Raw genomic sequence first — 21,851 nt, 5'->3', positions numbered from 1 at the left:
TCCTGCCAAATGCATCAGTGCGCTGTCAGCACACACTTCTCCACCGTGCCCGAAAAACTCTCTCCCAGGAACCTTTCCACGTTTTCCGAGAAAAGTTCGGGGCTGTCGGTGCAGTAAAGCTTCTGACTGCCCTGTTCTTCACGCTCTGCCAGTTCATCGCTGAATGTGAGTGTCTTCACTGCGAACCTTGCAAGCTCGGCACCGGCGGATATCAGCTTTACGCCGTCACCCATTATGTCCGATATAAGGTCAGCCAGCAGGGGATAGTGTGTACAGCCCAGTATCAGTGTGTCCACCTGTTCGCGCTTCATACATTCAAGATACTCCTCAGCGAAATATCTGGTAGGCGCACAGTCCTTGCTGATATATCCGTTCTCTACCAGCGGCACGAACATGGGGCAAGCCTTGCCTATAACTTTGGCAGAAGGGTCTATGCTTCTTATCACCTTGCCGTAGCTTCCGCTCCTGATAGTAGCGCCCGTAGCGATAACGCCTATCCTGCCGTTTTTGGTAGATGCGCAGGCTGCATTGGCGGCGGGCTTGACTACGCCGCTGTAGCTGGGCTCTGTATTCCCGCTGAATTCGGGACTTGACATTATAACAGATGAAGCCGTGCCGCAGGCAACGAGTATCATCTTAACGTTGTGTCCCCTGAGAAACTCCATATCCTGTGCGGTGTATTCAGCTATGGTCTCCTTGCTTCGCGTACCGTAGGGGACTCTTGCGGTATCGCCTAAGTATACTATATCCTCGTGGGGCAGGAGCTTTGCAAGTTCCTTGACGCAGGTAAGTCCGCCCACGCCCGAATCGAATACACCAATGGGTGAATTATTCATAATCCACTTCCGATCTGTCGAGAGCAAGCTTTATCAGACGGTCTTCCTGCTCGGCATAGCTTATGCCTGCGTGTTCCATCAGCTTGGGGTACATACTTATCTTTGTATGACCGGGGAGAGTATTTATCTCGTTGAGTATTACTTCATTCTTGTCTGAAAGGAAGAAGTCACATCTTGCCAGACCCTCACAGCCCATAGCCTTGAAAGCCTTTACGGCAGTCTCGCGTATCTCGTTTATTATATCTTCGGAGACTCTGGCGGGTATGTAAGTCTTTGATTCCGAATTATTGTACTTTGCATCATAATCATAGAACTCGTTAGCAGCGGCTATCTCGCCTACTGTTGAAGCGAAAGGCTCATCGTTGCCCATTACAGCACATTCAAGTTCGATACCGACTATGCCCTGCTCAACGACTACCTTCTGGTCGTGTGAGAATGCAGCCTTGATGCCTGCCTTCAGCTCATCATAGTCATGTGCCTTTGTTATGCCCACGGAAGAACCGCAGTTAGCGGGCTTAACGTACATTGGATAGCCAAGCTCCTTCTCCATCTGTGCGCACTTCTCGTCAAGGTGCTTCATATCGCGGTATATCATGCTTATCCACTTAGCGGTGCGTATGCCGTGAGCTTCAAGTATGGTATGGGTAACGTCCTTGTCCATGCAGCAGGCGGAAGACAGAAGGTCACAGCCCACAAAGGGTATCTCAGCCATCTGGAATATACCCTGGATAGTGCCATCCTCACCGTTCTTGCCGTGCAGCACGGGAAATACAGCATCGACCTTTATATTGGTATAGCTGCCGTCGTCATCCAGCTGGATAAAGCCGCGGTGTACGGGGTCGGGGCTGAATATACAGGCAGCGTTGTCGGGATGTTCAGACCAGCTGCCATTCTCGATATCCTCCACACTTCCCATGAATCTTACCCAGTGACCTTTTTTGGTGATACCTATGCATATGATCTCATAGCGGTCGGAATTCGCACTGATACTGCGTATAACGTGAGCCGCTGAGACCACCGATACATCATGTTCATTGGATTTGCCGCCGAAAATGACAGCAACTTTAAGCTTTGCCATAATAATACGTCCTTTCGTGTACATACTACGTCAATTTAATATTATACCACATATTTACGCTGATTGCAAACACTAATTACAATGAAACAAAAAGTTTACAATTTCCGTGGCTTCTCCAAGGCAGAAAAAAGCAGGACGGAGCACACTGCATCCGTCCTGCGGTATGTTTTTATCATTGATCTACAAAAATAGTTCCGGCAGAGCTTACTTTTACGCCATTGTAGGTGTTATATATATGTGCGTAATCGCAAACAGGGTCGATACCAAGTTCGGTAAGGTCTATCATGGGGATATCAGTAGAACCCTCGTTTTCAAGTGCTATCTCATCGAATTTCTGATTTATGAGAGCCTTTTCTTCAGCTGTTAATACGAAGTGAAGACCCCATACCCTGTTGTTTATCCACGGATAAGCAAATCCGTCATTGTATAAATGCAGGCTGCCGTTTGCTTCTTTTATCTGGCTGTATGTCATGCCGACGCTGATACCTTCGCCGAGGGATTCGTTGCCTTGTACTATCAGTTCACGAACTTCCTCACTGTCGAGCACTACCTTCTGATCTCCGTGCCATCTGTCGGGTGCATCAAGAGGTTCGCTTGGCTGACCTTCCTCATTACGGTAGTCAACAAAGTAGATGTAGTTGGGAAAAGCGCGGCATTTGATGCCAAATACTATGGATCCGGAATCAGCGAAATTGAAGCCCGGTTCAGCCACCACTTCAAAATCATTGTTTGAAAGCTCTCTAAGTTCTGAATTGGTCATGCTGAACAGCTTTTCAGCAGTCATTTCTACAGGCTGAGCTTCTTTCTTTTCTTCGGGTACTTCGGTAGTGTCGGGAGCGGGCTCGGCAGGTTCGGAAGTATTCACTGCAGCAGTGACATCAAGTCCGCCTGATGCGGGTACTGCATAGTTTTCTGCGGGTGAAGATGATGTATCATCTGTCTTGGTGACTTCCCGACGGTTTACGGTATCCTCAGCGGCAGATGTATCGGAAAGGGAGACTTCTATCACTTCGGAAGTAAGTGTATCAACAGCGCTTGAAGTATCTGCTTCTGCCGAAACATAACTTGTGTCACGAACTCTCACATCGCCCGCGATATCTGCATTTTTATCCATGCGGCTCAGGCTCATGGGAACGCCCACTGCTATCACAGCCGCCGCGGATATGCCTGCTATCTTGCCTATCATAGGGATACTGCTTAAAGAAGCTCCGGATCTTGTCACCATAGCCGCCGCTTTCTTGGGAGAAACAGTTCCGCGCAGGAGACGGTTCATGGGCACAGCGGAAAGCACGATGCCCTTGCCTGCCATTTCCTCGATCTTGCTTTTCAGCTTCTTGCGGGCACGGAAGAGCTTCTGCTTTACGGTGTTCTCGGGGATACCCATGGTTTTTGCCACATCTGCAAGGTTCATGTCATTATAATAGTACAGTATCAGTGCAGACTTCATATCGGGTTTCAGGCTGTCTATCATGGCTTTCAGCTGTCTTGCCCTGTCCTTGTCGGTGGCATAGTCCTCGGGCACCATTATGGGCTCATTGAGACTGTGGCTTTCCATGGCTGCTTCAAACTCCTCATCGGTATCGAAGTATACATCGCTCTTCCTGCTGCGGAACATATCGGTACACTTGTTGTATGCGATGCTGTGCAGCCATGACACGTAATTCTCAGGCTTTTCCAGAGAATCTATCTTCTCCATGGACTTCAAGAAAGTATCCTGTGTTATATCCTCAGCTGCTTCCTTGCTGTCAACATTTTTCAGTACAAAGAAGTACAGTCTGTCATAATATTCTTCATAAAGAGCCTTGAATGCATTTTTATTTCCGGCCTTTGCCTGTTCTACTATATCGATAAGCTCATTCTTTTTCATCCGGTTTTTCCTCCTCATTTATCCTTGTTTCCAGTTCTTTCAGCAATATTTCTTTCTCTTCGTCCGACAGTGCATCATCTTTCTGCATCTGTATGAGCAAACGTCTGAACATCTCATCTATCGTGATATCCATACTGACCTCTCTTTTCTCGTGGACCCTGTTATCTCCATTTTATCATTTCCATGTCGGGTTGTCTATGTCTTTCTGTAAATAAGACGGCTGAAGTCTTAACAGGGTTACACTTTTTTGAAAATATTTTTTTTCGGCGCACCGACCTCTCTATTTTATTACTAATCTTTTGTTCTTACTTTACTGCATTTGCCGATCGGTATTTATGTCTCTCTGTAAATAAGACGGTAGAGATCAGAACAAGGTTACACTTTTGGAGAAAAAATATCTGATAGTAAAATTTATGTGCGATAGCAGGAGATACTCATGGAGGATATCAGGTCCCCGATGCAGATATCTTATCATGGTACTGGGTACGGCACAGGCGGTTTATAAACACGAATGGAAAGAGCGTATGCATCAGTTCTGCATACGCTCGTATCGCTGTTATTTAATTTATGGTAAATTTGCCGCAAATTACTTGATCACCTTTGGCTTTGACTTTTTCTGTAAAGGCACAGCTTCTTCTTCGGCTGCCTTATCCTCAAACAGTGCTTCCTCTGCATCTGCGTCTTCTTCCTCGGGGTTTTTCTCGCCTGTCTTATCATAATAAGGCTGTATAACGTTCTTGCGTATCACGGGATAACAATTGAAGCACGCTACGAATGTGAGGAACGCATACGGGAAGAACATCAGCAGAGTAACTCCAACAGGCATGGTAGATGGCATTATGAGTACTATATAGTTGAATGCTATCACCAGCAGCGACACCACCAGAGTGTATATGGTGTTTTTAAGACCCAGTGGCACGAGAAACAGTGCGTTGCGGAGTATCTGCTTCATGGTCAGGTTAGTCGAACACATCATCTGATAGATGTAGAAGTGCATCATGAAGAACACCAGCATACACGAAAGTGACAGGACATATGGTACATACATGATACTGTTTTCCTGTGCCATACGGTTGTACATCGGTACGCCAAAGAGAAAGCTGACAATGACTATCGAGTCGATATATCCCATCACAAGCCCCTGTTTCAGGTTCTTTTTGAACGCCTTGCGAAAATCATGCAGCATGAACGTTGGTCTTTCCTGCGAATAGTTGCGTGCTACCCTTGTCATAGCCGCAGTTGCAGGCCCTATTATGCCCGATATAAGCAACAGAAGCAGCCATTTCATATTTCCTGTATATGTCAGCAGCACCAGCATGGCGAACAGCGGTACCGTAAACAGGAAGTACACCAGATTAAGCCCCATAAGCTGCCACATATGCCTGAAATATACCTCCCAGAATTTGAAGAACGGACGCTTTTCGTGAGGCGTTTTCAGAACTCCTCTTCCGGGCGTATCGTAATTTCCGAAAAATCCCATTTTACTCTCCTTGATTTTTATGTCCTGACAGACCTTGCTGTCAGATAAGCTTTCCTGAAAACAAATAACAGCAGATAGTATCAGCCCCTGCCGCCAGTGCCAGCATAGCTTCCACTACCAGCAGTTTTGTCCCGTAGAGTTTCACTGCACCCGAGGGGTCATATCCTCGTCCGCCTGACAGTGTGAGCCGCAGGTAGATATTCGACAAGCTGAGAGCCTCTCTCGCAGCCAATGCAAGTGCCAGTGCCGATATCACTGCACCGGGCAGGAATAGTCCTGCTGCATACAGCATATCTCCCTTGCCTGCGGTACTGTAAAGCTGTGCGGCTTTATGACCGATGCCCATACCTCTCAGCATGATGAGCAGAACAGCGAAAGGCTGTCCCACCGCACATAGACCCGCAATTGCCAGTCCCAGCAGGAACACCGTGCTCCCCAGCAAAGAGCCCGCCATGACACTTCCGGGGTCGTTTTGCAAAAGGCTTTTCATCCCGCCCGAAGGCAGGAAAAGTCTGCTCGCCTGTGTATCAGCCGAAAGGCAGAAGCACATCGTCCCGATGAGCACACCTGTCAGCGTTGCTCCGCACATGAATGCGAACACACCTGTGCCGTATCTTGCTCTGTTTTCATCTGTCCTGCAGGGGCTCGTCTGCATCATCATCACCTCGATAATAATACTATGTCCCCCGCGGGAAGTTTATTCCTGTATTATTTTGCCAGCTCGTAAGCTCTGTTGGTGCAGGCTTCGCAGCATTCCTTTACTGCTTTTTCGATGTTGTTTGCTCTCAGCTTTTCAAGACCTGCGATGGTGGTGCCGCCCTTTGATGATACCATGGTTATCAGCTCATCAAGAGTTTTGCCGCTGTCGGTTATCATCTTTGCAGAGCCTATCAGCGACTTTGCAAAAAGGTCGGTAGCAGCCTTTTCATCGATGCCCACGCTCTTTGCGTAGTCGATGAAGCACTGTGCATAGAGGTAAATGAAAGCGGGTGAAGAACCGTTTATGGCGATGACCTCTTTCATCTTATCCTTGGGCAGTACCGAGTAGATACCGCATGAACCGAATATCCTGCAAACCAGTGCGAACTCTTCTTCGGTAACGCTGTCGGACTTTGCAAGAGCGGTAGCGCCCTCGCCAAGCAGCAGAGGAGTGTTCGGCATTACCATAACTACCTTTGCGCCCTCGATGGTCTTTGAAGCGATATTATCATCGGTAACACCTGCGCATATGGATACTATCACCTTATCCTTGGTTACTTCATTCTTTATCTTCGCAAGAACTTCGTCCAGCTGCTGGGGCTTTATGGCAAGAAATACGCAGTCGCACTTTGCAGTGAGCTCTGCTTCGCTTTCAAGACCCTTAACGCCCATAGCCTTAGCTCTTTCCTCAGCTGCCTCGCTGCTGTCGTATGCGTAAAGCTCGATCTCGCTGCTCATGCTGCTGCCGAGGATACCTTTCATTATAGCGCTGCCCATATTGCCTGCGCCGATGAATCCTACTTTATAACTCATTATGTCACACTTCCATTCAAAAAATAGATGTACTTATTATATCACGCTTCATGCCATATTTCAAGTACATTTTATGAAAAAACCTCAATTCTGCCGACTGCGGCACATGATATAAAAAGACACTCCTGCGTTTGTGCAGAAGTGTCAGAATATCATCTCAGCAGCCCGGCAAGCTCTGAATAAAGCACCGAGGGTATAACAGGCTTAGCTATATGGATATCCATGCCTGCCTCTTTCGACCTTTCCATATCTTCGGGATATGAGTTCGCGCTCATGGCTATCATCTTGACCTTTGCGCTGTCTGTACGCTCTAAGGCGCGTATCTTGCCTGCGGCTTCAAGTCCGTCCATAACAGGCATTTTAACGTCCATGAGTATCACATCGTAATATCCGATCTCCGATGCAATGAACTTTTTCAGGCACTCATAGCCGTTGGCGGCTGAGTCGGTCTCAAAGCCGACACGTTTCAGCAGTTTGACTTCGAGTATGCGGTTGATGGAATGGTCATCCACCACCAGGGCACGCTTTCCGCTGAAATCATAGCTCATATCTGCGTTCTTATCGTTAGCCTTACCGCCCGATGCCGGTTCGCAGTCGATCTCGACAATAAATTCCGTTCCCACGCCGATCTGCGATTTCACACGGATATCTCCGCCCATCAGATCCACAAGGTTCTTGACTATGGAAAGTCCAAGACCCGAGCCCTGTATCTCGGCAGTTGCGGCTGTCCTCTCCTGAGTGAAAGGCTTGAACATATTCTTTGTGAACTCTTCGGACATACCTATGCCGTTGTCCTTAACGGTAAATACTGTCCTCACCCTGCCGTTGCCCGCCGCCATCTGGGATACTGTCAGCATCACCTTGCCTTTTTCGGGCGTGAACTTCACGGCATTGGAAAGCAGGTTCATAAGTATCTGCCTGAGCCTCAGCTTGTCCAGCACCAGTGTATCCGCAAAGATATCATGGAATTCAGCCGAGAATGTGATACCTTTCTGTTCAGCCAGCGGAGCTGTCATAGATGTAAGTGTCTCCGCCAGAGTTTCAAGTGAATAAGCCTCGGGATAAAGAGTGAACTGTCCGCTCTCTATCCTAGCCATATCGAGCACATCGCCCAGTATCTCCAGCTGATACTCGGCAGATTCCCTTATCTTTCCGAAATACTCCTTTACAGCCCTGCCGCTGCTCTCTTCTTCACCAAGTTTTGCAAGCCCGATAATAGAATTCATGGGTGTACGTATATCATGGCTGATACGCGACATATGATCCGTGACCGCTTCATAGTTCCTGCGAGCCCGTGACAACTCACCTTTCAGCTCAGCGATCTCTTTTACCGCAGCCAGATACTCCTCCTCGGTATGCAAACAAGCACCCCCTCCAAAATATTTATACTATTATAACACATTATTAAGTAAATGTAAAGAGGAAAATTTTTGTTCAATTCATAATTCATAATGCATAATTCATAATTATTGTTGGTGAAGATAACGTAGCTGTACTTAGGATAGAATGCCAAGGAGGAGAGCTTTGAGTCAAGTCTTTCGCGAAAGGCTTGCGGGGAGCCACAATCAGCAAAGCTGACTGTTGAGGGCAGAGCCTCTCGGTCAAGGCACAAAAGCGACGTAGCAACAATCAAAGCAGTAGCAGACTATCTCCCGACCCCATAGGCGCGGGTAATCTCAAATCTCAGAGCGTGAACAAACCCATACCCCGCACAAACTAAGTCCGTATATATTGCCCGCGCCCGTCGTCAAACAGCGAAGCCACAGCCGACGCAGTCGCTGTTCTTTGACGGCTCGACCCGCAAGGGGCGACACTGTCCACCGCAGTACATATAATTAAAAGCAGATAAAGCACACAGTAAGACAATATCAGACAAAGACCCACCCTTACCAACAAGCTATATTCACCGTAAAAAACACCCGAAATCTCCCCATATACTGTGCATTTTTACCTGTGAACGAAAAATGAAACGGTAAACGAGAAATCGAGAAAAACAAAGAGATTTAAAGAGAAATCAAGAGAATGAGGGATATAAATTAAAAATTCGGCGTATTGACTATTGACATTGACGGAAAGATGTTGTATAATAGCTTACGTTGCGAATCCCGAGGGCTGTCTTGCGTGCGCCGTCGGGCAGATAGAACGGTTTTTACCGTACACGATATTTTAAGGAGGATACGATATGTCTACTTATATGCCCAAGGCTGCGGACATCACCCGCAAGTGGTATATCATCGACGCTGAGGGTCAGTCCCTCGGTAGAGTTGCTGCTAAGGCAGCTACTATTCTTCGTGGTAAGCATAAGCCTACTTATGCACCTCACGCTGACTGCGGCGACCACGTAATCATCATCAACAGCGACAAGGCTGTTCTCACAGGTAAGAAGCTCCAGCAGAAGAAGTTCTACCACCACACCGGTTGGATAGGCGGTCTGAAGGAGATCGGCTATGACAAGCTGATGGCTGAGCAGTCCGACAGAGCTATGACAATAGCTGTTGAGGGTATGCTCCCCAACAACACTCTTGGCAGAGCTGCTGCAAAGAGACTGAGAGTTTATAAGGGTGCTGAGCATAACAATGCTGCACAGAAGCCCGAAAAGTACGAGCTGTAAGAAAGGAGCAATCAGAATGTACGAATCCAAGCAGCCATATTTCTATGGCACAGGCAGAAGAAAGCACTCTGTTGCCCGCGTTCGTGTTTACGAGGGTACAGGTAAGGTTACTATCAACGGCAGAGACATCGACGATTATTTCGGCCTTGAGACACTCAAGCTGATCGTTCGTCAGCCTTTCGCTGTTACTGATACTGTTGACAAGTATGACATCGTTTGCACTGTTACAGGCGGCGGTGTTACAGGTCAGGCAGGCGCAATCAGACACGGTATTTCCAGAGCTCTGCTCCAGGCTAGCGATGAGTTCAGACCTCTCCTGAAGAAGGAAGGCTTCCTCACTCGTGACCCCAGAATGAAGGAAAGAAAGAAGTACGGTCTGAAGGCTGCTCGTCGCGCACCTCAGTTCTCAAAGAGATAATCATATCTCTATCAGAATACTTCAAAGCATATCAAGGCATTCATCGTTTGGTGGATGCCTTATTTGTATAATAAAGAAAAAATATATGGATAAGCAGCAAGTAATAGAAAATATTATCACATACTTAGGAGCAATTACATCGCCTGTAAATGTGTATTTCCTGCCCCCAACATTATAAACACTCTTTCCGAATATGCCAATTATGTTACTTCAATAGAGCGTTTTGAAAACAAAGGCACTGTGATCGACGGCATTGCCGCAGGTATCAGGCTTTTTCAAAACGGTGATATCATCCATGATATTTTATTGATAGATCCCGAAAAGCCCGAACCTCTTCTTGATGCGATCTGTTCTTTTTCAGATATGATATAAAGGTTTCTTCGTTGCATTTTTCGCTGTTTTGTTCTTTTGTGTTGACAAAACCCAAGAAAAATGTTACAATAACTATATATGTGACACCGCGGAGGTGTGAGAAATGGAGAAAGATGGTGTCAGGCTGCCCGAATACAGCGTGCTGATGTCCGTGTATAAGGGAGAAAAACCTGAGTTCCTTAGAGAATGTATCGATAGTATGCTTGAACAGACCTTTGCGCCCGATGATTTCGTGCTGGTCTGCGATGGCCCGCTTACCAAGGAACTGGATAATGTTATCAGTGAGTATGAGCATAAGCATGAGTGCTTCCGCGTGCTGCGCCTGCCAGAGAATATGGGAGTGGGCTACTGCGCCAACGAAGGACTTAAAATGTGCAGGAACGAGTATATCGTAAAGATGGACTCGGATGATATCGCTCTGCCCGAACGCTGTGAGCTCTCCATGTATATGATGGCGAAGCACCCCGGGGTCGATATGCTGGGCGCTTATATAAGCGAGTTTGACAGCGACACGGGTGAAGAGATAGCTGTCAGGAAGACACCCACCGGTGATTCTGCGATACGGAAGTACGCTAGGCGCAGAAACCCATTCAATAATCCCACGCTGGTGTATAAAAAGTCATGGGTCGAGAAAATAGGCGGCTACACGACGGTAAGGCGCTGCGAGGACTACGATTTCGTTGTGCGTATGCTGGCTGCGGGTGCTGTGGGAAGAAATATCCCCAAGGTGCTGGTGAGATACCGCGTCAACGGCGGAAACTATGACAGACGCCGCAACTGGGCAAATACCAGGAGCTTCATAGCGGTGCGCTGGAAGATCTATCGCTCGGGATTTTCGGGACTGTGGGACTTCACCGTTACCACTGCTGCGCAGCTCGTGATGTTCCTGCTGCCATCATCGCTGACCGGAAGATTTTACAAGAAACTGTTGAGATGATTACGCAGAAACGTTCAGTTCTTACAGAAATAATACAAATTGTTTCACAACAAGTACAGTTAAGGAAAATCCCTTGACTTTGAAAAGAAAAGTTGGTAATATTATTGAAGCGTCCCGGGAAAGAGTTTCGCGGGACTTATCAATGGGAAAGTAAACGGCGCTGATAACGCCGATCTGAAAGTAAGGAGGTTCGCTATGGAGCCGAGTGTCAAGCTGTGCATGGGCTGCATGAACGAGCTGGGAGCGGACGGACACTGCCATTATTGCAGTTATACGGACGATATCCCCCATTTACAGGCTTATCTGGCACCCAGAACGGTGCTGGATAACAGATATGTCATAGGCAAGATGCTCTCATATAATGGCGAGGGCGCTTCGTATATATGTTATGATATGGTCGGCAAATGCAAATGCGTCTGTCGTGAATATATGCCTGATACACTGTGCGAGAGAGCGCCCGATGGACTGACTCTCAACGTTAACAGGGACTGTCTGGCGAAGTATAAGACATTCATGTCAGAATTTGCCGATATGAACAAGGTGCTTTCAAGAATGAGGAACCTCACCCATATCGTCACGGCAAAGGATATGTTCGCCGAGAACAATACTACCTATGTTATTCTCGAATATGTTGAGGGTGTGTCGCTGAAGAAATTCTTGCAGTCGAACAAGGGATTCCTCACATGGGAGCAGGTAAAGAAACTCTTCGTGCCCCTGTTCACTACGCTGAATATAATCCACAACGCAGGGATAATCCACAGAGGTATCTCCCCTGAGAATATAATAGTTACTACCGATGGCGAGCTGAAGCTCACAGGCTTCTGCATAAGCTCGATAAGAACATCGAATACAGGCATGATGCCTGAGTTCTATTCGGGTTATACCGCACCCGAGCAGTATTCATCACTGCAGTGGCAGGGTACATGGACTGACGTCTATGCGGTGGCTGCTGTCATCTACCGCATACTCACGGGCAATATGCCCCTTGATGCTAATACGAGGATACACAATGATACGCTGATGGAGGCTTCACGCATAAATCCGCGTATACCCCTGCATATCTCCGATGCGCTGGCACAGGCTATGGCTGTACGCGGCGAGGAGAGAACACAGACCGTTACCGAACTGGTCTCAGGTCTGTTTGAACAGCCTTCGAGGATAGAGCACCCCAAGGGCTCTACACAGACTATCCCGATACAGCATATCCCACGCGATGAAAGACGCTATCGCGATGAGGAGGACGAAGAGGAAGAGTATCAGCGCAGAAGACCTGCAAAGAAGAGCAGCCGTATGGCAACAATAGTCGGTATCTGCGTGCTGGGCGTCCTGCTGGTGATAGGAATATATCTTATGACACAGCTTTTTGCTCCGCCCGATGAGAATGCAAATGCGGTATCCCGAGCTCCCAAGGAAGAGATCTCCGACAGTGAGGAAGAGGACAGCTACGATTACGGCACTGCTACGATCACCACCGAAGCTAAGTCTGATGATGATGATACCGAGTACGGCAGAGGTTCTATAATGCCGAATCTGGTCGGTCTGTACTATACAGAAGTCGAAAAGAAGATGGGCGACGAGTTCACCCTGAAGCCGAAGTATTACTACTCTGACGATGACGACCGCGGCTACGTAAAGAGCCAGAGCATCCCCGAGGGAACAGATTACGATCCCAAGAGGAAGAACGAACTGGTTCTGGAAGTGTGCGCTGGACCTTCTGTAATACCTGTACCTGACTGCACTAATTATTCCAAGAGCGAATATCTCAGCCTGCTTGACAGCCTGAACATCAAGTACAGTGTTGCCGAAGATTACAGCAAGTCGGTGCCTTATGGTTTGGTATCCAAGACAAGCATACCTGCAGGCGGCTGGATAAATATCGAGGATGGTGATATCCTCACTGTAACGATCAGCCTTGGCAGACCGCCCGAGACTACAACCAAGGCAAAATCACCTGATGACAGCAGCGATGACTCTTCAAAGTCAGATCAGATAGGCGTTGAGGTACAGGATCCATGGGCTCCCCACGTAGATCCACCAGTAAACTCTGATGACACATCAAACGTCGATCAGCCCGAAAATACGGAGAATCAGAACGATGGCGGCGACAATAACGGCGGAGTTGTGTTCTACTGATATCAAACGTTTTCGGAATATTGCATTAAATAATGAACTTCATCTAAAACGTTTTTGAAAAAATGTGAAAACGTGCACAAAGCCCTTGACATTCCGAGGGCTTTGTGTTATTCTTAGATTTGGAAAATTGAGAAGAAAAGGGCATATAATGGACAAACAGCCCGAATTTGGAGGTATATTTTATGGCAAAGAAAATCGGCGTTCTTACAAGCGGCGGCGATGCTCCCGGAATGAATGCAGCTGTCAGAGCAGTTTGCAGAGCAGCTCTGCAGAGGGGCATGGAAGTAGTTGGTATCCAGCGCGGATACAACGGTCTGCTGAACGGTGAAGTCTTTGAGATGAACGCAAGATCTGTATCAGGCATTATCCAGAGAGGCGGCACTTGTCTTTACACAGCAAGATGCCCCGAATTCAGAAATAAGGAAGGCGTAGCCAAGGGCAGAGACAAGTGCAAGGAACTTGGTCTGGATGGCATCGTTGTTATCGGCGGAGACGGCTCTTTCAGAGGCGCAGCTGACCTTTCAGCAATGGGTATCCCCTGCATAGGTCTTCCCGGCACTATCGACAACGATATCTCATGCACAGAGTATACTATCGGTTATGATACCGCTATGAATACTGCTATGGAAATGATCGACAAGATCAAGGATACTGCACAGTCCCACGACAGATGCTCTGTTGTTGAGGTAATGGGCAGAAACGCAGGCTACATAGCAATAAACGTTGGTCTGGCTGTTGGTGCTGAGGCTGTTATCACTCCCGAAGAGGATTATGACATCGATGCTATCTGCGAAAAGATCAAGAATACAATTAAGAACGGCAAGAACCACTTCGTTGTAGTAGTAGCTGAGGGCGTTGGCAAGACCGACGAGATCACTAAGATCATCAGCGAGAAGACAGGCGTTGAGACCAGAGCAACTATCCTGGGTCACGTACAGAGAGGCGGCTCTCCTACCGTTCGCGACAGAGTCGTTGCTACACAGATGGGCTATCACGCTGTTGAACTGCTTGAAAAGGGCATCGGCAACAGAGTTGTCGGCATGAAGGATAACAAGGTCTATGACGTTGATATTCAGGAAGCACTGTCCATGAAGAAGCCTTTCGAGGACGAACTTTACAAGATACTGAACGAAACTGCGTTCTGATAAAACAGGATACGGACATATACAGAGAAGGATACCGAGCGTTAAGTGTTCCGCGGAAGGGAAGTTGCCGTGGAAACGAAAGGGCGAGAGCCATGCAGTTCGGTATTCGCATCCCGCTGAATATGTGATTTAGAAGCTTTTCATAAACGTTTCACTTATCCGCATGTCATCGACTTGCATGATAAGGAGAGATGTTTATGAGGAGCTTTTTCGTAATTACAGGGACGTTTCAAATCAGCTGAAAGTCCTGAGAATACTGTGCAGGTATCGTAGTATTCTGATGTCATTTTTATTTGTAAACTTATTGTGAACCTTTAAACGAAAAATCGAAACCGTTTACGAAAAAGAACTTTGCCCGACTTGTGCATTCTGCAATATTCCTGCCCTGAAAAAAGAGCAGTATAAACAGTTATGAGAAACCATTTTCTCCCCAAGGTATTGTTTTTGCAGCAAATAAATATAAGTTAAAACTATTACGTAAACGGAGCGGTTATTGACAAATAACTGCGAAAACGTTATAATATAGGTGTACTTGGGGAAGTATGCTTTTATAAAGGCGGGGATATGTCATAGTGCAGGGTAATAAGCACGGACGCATCCAAAAAATGGCGGCTGCGGCGCATTAGCGCTGTAGCCGTTTTTCGGTTTGTGAGGTCCTGTCATACAAAACAGGGCAGAGGCTGAAAAAATTTTGCGTGGGGGCTTTACAATTCCGGGAAAATGATATATAATATATGTGTATGTATTTTTTTATGAAGGAGTAAAGATAATGGCAGTTGTTTTTTTAGAGAACCTTAGATCGGAGCTTGAAGCCTGCCGTCCGATGATAAAGGAGCTGCACGATGTTTACGATATCGAGAATGCAGCCGAGAAGATAGAAGAGCTTCACGAAAAGGCAGCAGAACCCGGATTCTGGGATGACCCCGAGAAATCACAGGTAGTTCTGCAGCAGACAAGGAACCTTGAAGGCAAGGTAGAGCGTTATAACAAGTTCAACGGTGCTGCCGATGATATCGAGGTAATGATAGAGATGGCTGCCGAAGAGGACGAGGATACTCAGGCAGAACTGGTCGAAGAGATCAAGGCTGAGCTTGACAAGCTGAAAGCCGATCTTGATGCGGCATCCCTGGAAACTCTGCTGACAGGCGAGTATGACCACAGCAATGCGATCCTGAACTTCCACGCAGGCGCAGGCGGAACCGAGGCTCAGGACTGGACTGAAATGCTCATCAGAATGTACACCAAATGGGCAGATTCCCACGGCTTCAGCGCTAAGATAATGGATATACTCGAGGGCGGTGACGCAGGTATAAAGAGCTGCTCCATGTTCATCGAGGGCGAAAACGCTTACGGATATCTGAAAAGCGAATCAGGCATACATAGACTTGTCCGCATTTCGCCTTTTGACAGCTCCGGAAGCAGACACACATCATTCTCTGCGGTTGAAGTAATGCCCGAACTCGATGATAATATCGAAGTTGAGATCAGACCCGAGGATATCGAGATGGAAGTTTACCGTGCAAGCGGCGCGGGCGGACAGCACATCAACAAGACTTCCTCTGCGGTAAGACTGATACACAAGCCCACAGGTATTGTTACAGCCTGCCAGACTCAGCGTTCACAGTTCCAGAACAAGGACTACGCTATGAAAATGCTGAAAGCAAAGCTGATCGAGATCAAGGAGAGAGAACACCTCGAAAAGATCGAAGATATCAAGGGCGTACAGAAGGAGATAGCATGGGGTTCGCAGATTCGTTCCTACGTTTTCATGCCCTATACCCTTGTAAAGGATCTCCGTACAGGATATGAGTATAACAACGTCAAGGCTGTAATGGACGGCGACCTCGATGGCTTCATCAACGCCTACCTGAAAGCCCTCTCACTCGGCAAGATCGAGAAGAACTGAAAAAAATAAACAGCCCCTTTGGGCTGGGTATATAAGAAAATATATGATTATTATTGAGGGGGCTGTTGCAGCCCCAACAAAGAAAAAGACGCCTGACACACCAAAAAGGTAGTGCCAGGCGTCTCATTTTGTGGTATAATGTAATTGCAAATATAACATCAAACCAACGAAAGGATTGTACCACAAAAATGAGAAATTGTCAAGTGCGTCTTAACATGAATTATGAGATCTACATCGAAGAAAGCTCACCTGTCAGAGTATTGAGCAATGTTATAGATGAGATCTATCAAAAAGAAGAATACACGATAGTAAGCAAGTGGAATGGCGCCATACCCGAGGATATCATGATGAAGATACTCATCTACGGCTACATGAACGACTCTTTTTCAAGCCGTAAGATTGAACAGCTCTGCAAAAGGGATATCCATTTCATGTGGCTTCTCGATGGCTTTGGAGCTCCGGATCACAGCACTATCTCAAGATTTCGACAGAAAATGGGAGAACAGATCGATCGTGTGTTTTACGCTGTTGTAAAGTATCTTTTGAATATGAAAGAGATAAGCGGTAAGAACCTGTTCATTGATGGCACCAAGATCGAAGCTAATGCAAACAGATATACATTCGTCTGGAAGAAGTCTGTATCCAAAAACGAACAGAAACTGCGAGCAAAACTGCCTGAGATACTTGATGAGATAAATTATGCTTATGGTGTGAGATTCCCCGAAAATACGCCAGTTTCGGATATGATCGGTACACTTTCTTCACTTATGATAAAATTTGGTATTGAACGAGTTTACGGAAAAGGACATCATAAATCAGTATATCAGAAAGCACTTGAAAAGCTTGAGGGATATCAGCAGAAAATACAGCAGTACGAACAATATAACAGCCTTTTTGACGGAAGAAACAGCTTTTCAAAGACAGATACCGATGCAACATTCATGCACATGAAGGAAGACCATATGAGAAACGGTCAGCTGAAACCCGGATACAACATACAGGCAGCAGTGGAAGGCGAGTATATTGTAGGTATAGACGTTTCAAGCGAACGGAGCGATGTAAATACGCTGATCCCGTTTCTGTCAAAGCTCAACGATCTGGAGCTGTTTGTATTGAAAAACATCATCTGTGATGCGGGTTATGAGAGCGAGGAGAACTATCTTTATCTCAGATCACATAACATGACCTCATACATAAAACCCGTAAATTATGAGCAGAGCAAAAAGCGGAATTATCGTACAAAATACGGCAGACCCGAGAATATGGAATACCACGAAATGGGCGATATTTTCGTATGCAAAGCCGGCAGGATACTTTGGAGAGTCGGGACTAAACACGAAAAAAGCAAGACGGGATTCGTTTCCGAAAAAGCTATGTACAGATGTGAAAGCTGCGAAGGTTGTCCCTACAAACAGAACTGTACAAAAGCAAAAGGAAACAAGACGCTGTCTATATCGCATAAGTTCAAAGAACTGAGAACAGAAAGCCTGGAAAATATAACGACCGAATTCGGAAAACAGCTCAGAATGAACCGAAGCATACAGGCTGAAGGCGTATTCGGAGTACTGAAACAGGATCATGGCTTCAGAAGATTCCTGTGCAGGGGGAAAAATAACATCAGAACTGAGTTCCTTTTGCTGGGACTTGCATACAACATAAAGAAGCTTTTTGCTAAGATCTCAGAAAACCGACTTGGAATTTCTCTTTTTGAACTGAAATCAGCATAAAACCAGCAGAACATTACACCCCCGAGTCCTCTTTTTTGAAGAGGGCTTGGGGGTGTGCGCACTGAAACAGCTTATTTCACCAGTAAATATGTTTTTTTACTCTGATGTTCGGATATGGTTAGAGGGTGCTGCGATTGCAACACCCCCTTTGTTTTACTATCCGAAGTCTGACTTTTGACCTCATGAAATATTATATAAGAAAATTTAGTTAAAATAAAAAAATGAATAATGATTAAAAAAACGATTTTTAAAAAGATAGAATTCGTCAAAAAAAAATCCTCTGATTAAATCTCAGAGAATTCAGCTTTATGATGCAAGAATTATACGCTTACTTCCTATTGACAACAACAGGGCTGAGAATGCGATAAGACCGTTTGCTGTCGGCAGACGCAACTGGCTATTCAGCAACACAGCCAACGGAGCGAAAGCGAGCGCGGTGCTGTATTCGATAATTTCAACTGCGCAAGCTAATGGTCTTGATGCGGAGAAATACCTGACCGAGCTGTTTTCACAGCCTGCGGAAACGATATTATTACCATGGAGGGAAGAAAATGAAACTTAGTAATGAAGATGCAAAGCTGTTTTATGAACTGTTTTTTCCACTGCTTGACTATGTGAACAGAGAATATCATATACTTCCTGAGGAAGATTATTTCGGGCAAGGAATGATCGACCCACAGGATGCTGTGGAGGTTGCCCACTTTTTGTGGGAACGGACATGGATCATTGATGATTATCTTGAGCGATCGGATCTGCCCGAAGAACACATGGAGATACTTAAAAGCTGGAAAGGGTGCATCACCGGCAGATTTATCATTGAGCGACATTTGAAAAAGGGATCGGTATTTATTTCGATCGATGACAATTCTGTTTTTCTTGTAAACGGCATTGTCAGCAGTTGGGAGGAAATGCTGACAAATGTACCGATGCCAACTTTGCTTGATGCAACGCTTCTGCCATTTAAAAATGCGATCATTTCCGATGGACTTGTATCTGTTATTCCGATCATATTCGGTCCTAACAGCAAAGCTGATTTCAAAGAAATATACATGGACGCAAAGAGAAATGGAGAAATCAAAGCCAGAATATGATGTTACAGCCGGGTGTTATCTGCCCGGCTGTTTGCTTTTATGATGCGGGGGGTTATACGCTTACTATAAAATCGCCTAAGGTGAAATCTCTTAATAGAAGATTGCCAAGGTATTTGAAAACCATACAAGTGAACTTCTAAATATTCACGAGAATGGTGAAACTATCATAGCTACATCTCACATGATGTTCCTGTTCTTCTTTCCGCTATAGTATATCCACATAATCTACAACAACTATATAAATTCTGCGTTAATTCTATTGACAAATAAATGATTATCTGTTAAAATAATATTTAAGTAAACAATTTAACTAAGTTTACTTAACAGATAAGACAGAAAGGAAAGAAAAATTATGAAGAGAAAATCAAAGATCTTGACTGTTGCTTCAGTGGCTATGATCAGCTTTGCACAGCTTCCTGTTACTGCCTTTGCAGCCGATACCCCAACTACATACCAGATATGGATCGGCAGCACTCAGGTAACAAGTGAGAACAAGAACGACATACTTTCAGACGGAGGTTCCGTTAAGTATGATCCTTCCATTCATCTTCTCACCTTTGACAACCCTAAGGAGATCAAAGGCGAAACTAAAGATTCATCTTGGTGGTCTGCTATACTTGCAAAGGAAAGTATAACAATGACAGGAACACTTAATATGACCAAGAACAGCAATCTATCCGATGAACTAGCTATATGGTGCCATGGTACAGATCTCATTCTTGACAACTTTAAGGTTTCAGTAAAAGGTTATGATGGTGGCATTATTTCATATGGAAATAACATTAAAATACAAAACGGTTGTGATATAAATGTTAATGACATATACAAGAAAACTAACTGGTATTCATATTCGATTGGAACTGCTGGCAAAATCGTTATAGAAAACAGCCGGGTAATAGTTGATAACTGTTACTCTGGTATCGCTGGAAATAATAGCACAAGTCTTACAATTAAAGGAAATAACACATATGTAGAAGCTTCAAATATAGAGGACGGCGAACCAATTAATACAAAATGTTTGACTCTCGGTGATAATGTTCAACTTATCAAAGATGAGGCTAATGGTGTTTACATCGTCAAATCGAAGAATTACGCTCAGACTCGAACATATCCGACTAATATCAAGTTTGAATACAACGATAAGTATCATCAGGGAAGATTTACATGGGATAGAGTAAAAAATGCTGACAGATACAGCATTGCTATTTTCTATGCAGGTAAGTGGAGAACCCAGACTCAGAACATCACTACCAACTCTTACATTACCCCCAAGACTCTTAAACCAGGCACAACATACAAGGTAGCGATCGCTGCAAGAGTAAACGGCAAATGGGATACAGCTAACGCTATCAGACATGCTGTGACGATCACCATTCCTGCTGATTCTCCGGATACGGATGGGGATGGATTTAATGATAAAATAGATATTGATCCAACAAATTACGATTCAATAAACGGATTATTATATCAATCACCACATAAAATTGGAATTGGATACACAGATGGTGAAATTGCTGATGACCTGACAATAAATGATTATAGTTCAGATCAGATGATGAATATCGATAAACAATTTAAATACCAAATTGACTCTTCTGAGGACTATTTATGTAGTGACTTTAGTGGCTTAATGGATATGTTTGCAATTTCAGGAGAAGGCCGTGAAATAGTATCTGATCTTATTGATAAATTTATCAATGGAACTGGGAAAAGTATTAATATACAGACAAATGATGGAATAGTATCATTGCCTTGCTATACTTCTCCTAAGCTTAAAGAAAAAATATACAAAGATGATCAAGTACAAGAATATGTGAAGACTGTAAAAAGTGAATTCTGCAAACAAATAGAATTAAACAACGGAGATATTGTTCAAGCTAAAAGAGCTATGCAAAACATAATTGAAAATACTGGAAAGAGTAATATTGCATTTTCAAAAGATGACTGGGGCTATTTGTTTGGTGGTATGACATTAAGTATCAATGATTTATGGGGAAGTAGTGTTAACATAGATTCAATTGAAGTAAATGGTAATTCGTATAATGGAGTATTACATTTTCAATTATATGACCACTTTGGTTTGGATCAACCTGATGTCGAAAAAATATATGTTAATCTAGCTGGCTTTAGAGCTTGGTTTGTGTTACAGCATTATGATGCATTTAATGGCAAGTATAAACCATTTATAAATGTATATGACTATTATGTGCCTTTTGAGGGTGAGTTTTAATGAAAAAAAACTAAAGAAAATACTTATAGTAGGAGTAGTTTTTCTTATAGTTTTTTTACCAGTAATGATTATATATGATCATGTTCATTATGACAGATCTAAAGAAAACATTTTTGAGATACCAGGAACATCTATGTTTTGGAAAAGTGGAAACCATATGAGATATGAAAAGTATTATTTTATACAAAATCACTCTATATCTCAGCAAGAAATGAAAACTATGATCAAAGATTATATTGATCAGAATAAAATTATGGAAGATGCCGAAAACAATGGTGCTGATTATATTGCATTAAATTTTATGATTGCTGATTTCAAGTTTCCAATATACTTTGAAGAAAACAAAAATTATTTTAAAATGGATGATTACGTTACTCACTATGTGAAATCTAATCGGATTGCACTATATACGTATAGCTTTGAAACAGAGGAAGAGGACATTAAGATTTATCAAAAATAGTACTTAGACTCCAGATAAAAGGGGGTGTTGCAATCGCAGCACCCTCTA

19 protein-coding genes, 1 pseudogene and 1 riboswitch are annotated in these 21,851 nt (G+C 44.8%); of the genes and pseudogenes, 12 read left to right on the top strand and 8 right to left on the bottom strand.

What is annotated here, in order from left to right; translation table 11 throughout:
- Window positions 1-14: 14 nt before the first annotated feature.
- The 8 genes from murI to N773_RS0109355 form a co-directional block, all read right to left on the bottom strand.
- Entirely contained in the window at window positions 15-836 is an 822-nt protein-coding gene (murI, locus tag N773_RS0109390; RefSeq protein WP_024857558.1) for a glutamate racemase, read from the bottom strand.
- A complete protein-coding gene (locus N773_RS0109385; protein ID WP_024857557.1) occupies window positions 829-1,914 on the bottom strand; it encodes a D-alanine--D-alanine ligase family protein in 1,086 nt (361 codons plus the stop codon). Before N773_RS0109385 ends, murI begins: the two co-directional genes overlap by 8 nt.
- A 172-nt stretch (window positions 1,915-2,086) precedes the next feature.
- Window positions 2,087-3,781: an RNA polymerase sigma factor gene (locus N773_RS0109380; protein WP_024857556.1), complete on the bottom strand. Its 1,695-nt coding sequence runs from the start codon at window positions 3,779-3,781 to the stop codon at window positions 2,087-2,089.
- Entirely contained in the window at window positions 3,768-3,914 is a 147-nt protein-coding gene (locus N773_RS22225) for a hypothetical protein (protein ID WP_155250876.1), read from the bottom strand. Before N773_RS22225 ends, N773_RS0109380 begins: the two co-directional genes overlap by 14 nt.
- A gap of 453 nt (window positions 3,915-4,367) precedes the next feature.
- The gene (locus tag N773_RS0109370; protein ID WP_024857555.1) at window positions 4,368-5,261 is read right to left on the bottom strand and encodes a YesL family protein; all 894 of its coding nucleotides are present in this window, start codon (window positions 5,259-5,261) and stop codon (window positions 4,368-4,370) included.
- Between the two features lie 40 nt (window positions 5,262-5,301).
- The gene (locus tag N773_RS0109365; RefSeq protein WP_242840372.1) at window positions 5,302-5,922 is read right to left on the bottom strand and encodes a hypothetical protein; all 621 of its coding nucleotides are present in this window, start codon (window positions 5,920-5,922) and stop codon (window positions 5,302-5,304) included.
- A gap of 47 nt (window positions 5,923-5,969) precedes the next feature.
- Window positions 5,970-6,773: a pyrroline-5-carboxylate reductase gene (gene proC / locus N773_RS0109360; protein WP_024857553.1), complete on the bottom strand. Its 804-nt coding sequence runs from the start codon at window positions 6,771-6,773 to the stop codon at window positions 5,970-5,972.
- Between the two features lie 152 nt (window positions 6,774-6,925).
- Window positions 6,926-8,134 (bottom strand): hybrid sensor histidine kinase/response regulator, encoded by a 1,209-nt coding sequence (locus tag N773_RS0109355; protein ID WP_024857552.1) that lies wholly within the window; start codon window positions 8,132-8,134, stop codon window positions 6,926-6,928.
- Between the two features lie 821 nt (window positions 8,135-8,955).
- Between N773_RS0109355 and rplM the strand changes: the two genes are divergently transcribed.
- The 12 genes and pseudogenes from rplM to N773_RS22590 all read left to right on the top strand — a co-directional run bounded on the left by rplM (window position 8,956) and on the right by N773_RS22590 (window position 21,803).
- Window positions 8,956-9,384 carry a 50S ribosomal protein L13 gene (gene rplM / locus N773_RS0109350; protein WP_024857551.1) on the top strand — a complete coding sequence of 143 codons (429 nt, stop codon included), beginning with the start codon at window positions 8,956-8,958 and terminating at the stop codon, window positions 9,382-9,384.
- Between the two features lie 16 nt (window positions 9,385-9,400).
- Entirely contained in the window at window positions 9,401-9,802 is a 402-nt protein-coding gene (rpsI, locus tag N773_RS0109345; protein ID WP_024857550.1) for a 30S ribosomal protein S9, read from the top strand.
- Between the two features lie 240 nt (window positions 9,803-10,042).
- On the top strand, window positions 10,043-10,174 hold the full coding sequence (locus N773_RS23265; RefSeq protein WP_278245338.1) for a hypothetical protein: 132 nt from the start codon (window positions 10,043-10,045) through the stop codon (window positions 10,172-10,174).
- Between the two features lie 103 nt (window positions 10,175-10,277).
- Complete coding sequence (locus tag N773_RS0109335; protein ID WP_024857549.1) at window positions 10,278-11,111, top strand: glycosyltransferase; 834 nt, start codon at window positions 10,278-10,280, stop codon at window positions 11,109-11,111.
- A 195-nt stretch (window positions 11,112-11,306) separates the two neighbouring features.
- Complete coding sequence (locus N773_RS0109330) at window positions 11,307-13,244, top strand: protein kinase domain-containing protein (protein WP_024857548.1); 1,938 nt, start codon at window positions 11,307-11,309, stop codon at window positions 13,242-13,244.
- 182 nt (window positions 13,245-13,426) lie between these two features.
- Entirely contained in the window at window positions 13,427-14,389 is a 963-nt protein-coding gene (gene pfkA / locus N773_RS0109325) for a 6-phosphofructokinase (RefSeq protein ID WP_024857547.1), read from the top strand.
- 20 nt (window positions 14,390-14,409) lie between these two features.
- Window positions 14,410-14,510: riboswitch (THF riboswitch) on the top strand.
- Between the two features lie 648 nt (window positions 14,511-15,158).
- On the top strand, window positions 15,159-16,295 hold the full coding sequence (gene prfB, locus N773_RS0109320) for a peptide chain release factor 2 (protein ID WP_024857546.1): 1,137 nt from the start codon (window positions 15,159-15,161) through the stop codon (window positions 16,293-16,295).
- Window positions 16,296-16,483: 188 nt separating this feature from the next.
- Complete coding sequence (locus N773_RS0109315) at window positions 16,484-18,022, top strand: IS1182 family transposase (RefSeq protein WP_043537851.1); 1,539 nt, start codon at window positions 16,484-16,486, stop codon at window positions 18,020-18,022.
- Window positions 18,023-18,353: 331 nt separating this feature from the next.
- Window positions 18,354-18,584 (top strand): annotated as a pseudogene (locus N773_RS21835) (IS66 family transposase); the annotation flags it as partial.
- Entirely contained in the window at window positions 18,574-19,113 is a 540-nt protein-coding gene (locus N773_RS0109310; RefSeq protein WP_024857545.1) for a hypothetical protein, read from the top strand. The pseudogene N773_RS21835 and the gene N773_RS0109310, both read left to right, overlap by 11 nt.
- Window positions 19,114-19,465: 352 nt before the next feature.
- Window positions 19,466-21,343 carry a DUF3289 family protein gene (locus N773_RS23405; protein WP_024857544.1) on the top strand — a complete coding sequence of 626 codons (1,878 nt, stop codon included), beginning with the start codon at window positions 19,466-19,468 and terminating at the stop codon, window positions 21,341-21,343.
- The gene (locus N773_RS22590; RefSeq protein WP_196231624.1) at window positions 21,303-21,803 is read left to right on the top strand and encodes a hypothetical protein; all 501 of its coding nucleotides are present in this window, start codon (window positions 21,303-21,305) and stop codon (window positions 21,801-21,803) included. Before N773_RS23405 ends, N773_RS22590 begins: the two co-directional genes overlap by 41 nt.
- The last annotated feature ends 48 nt before the right edge of the window (window positions 21,804-21,851 follow it).

The sequence above is a fragment of the Ruminococcus albus AD2013 genome, from assembly GCF_000526775.1.
GTDB lineage: Bacteria > Bacillota > Clostridia > Oscillospirales > Ruminococcaceae > Hominimerdicola > Hominimerdicola alba_A.
This window is presented reverse-complemented; position numbering and strand designations above follow the sequence as displayed.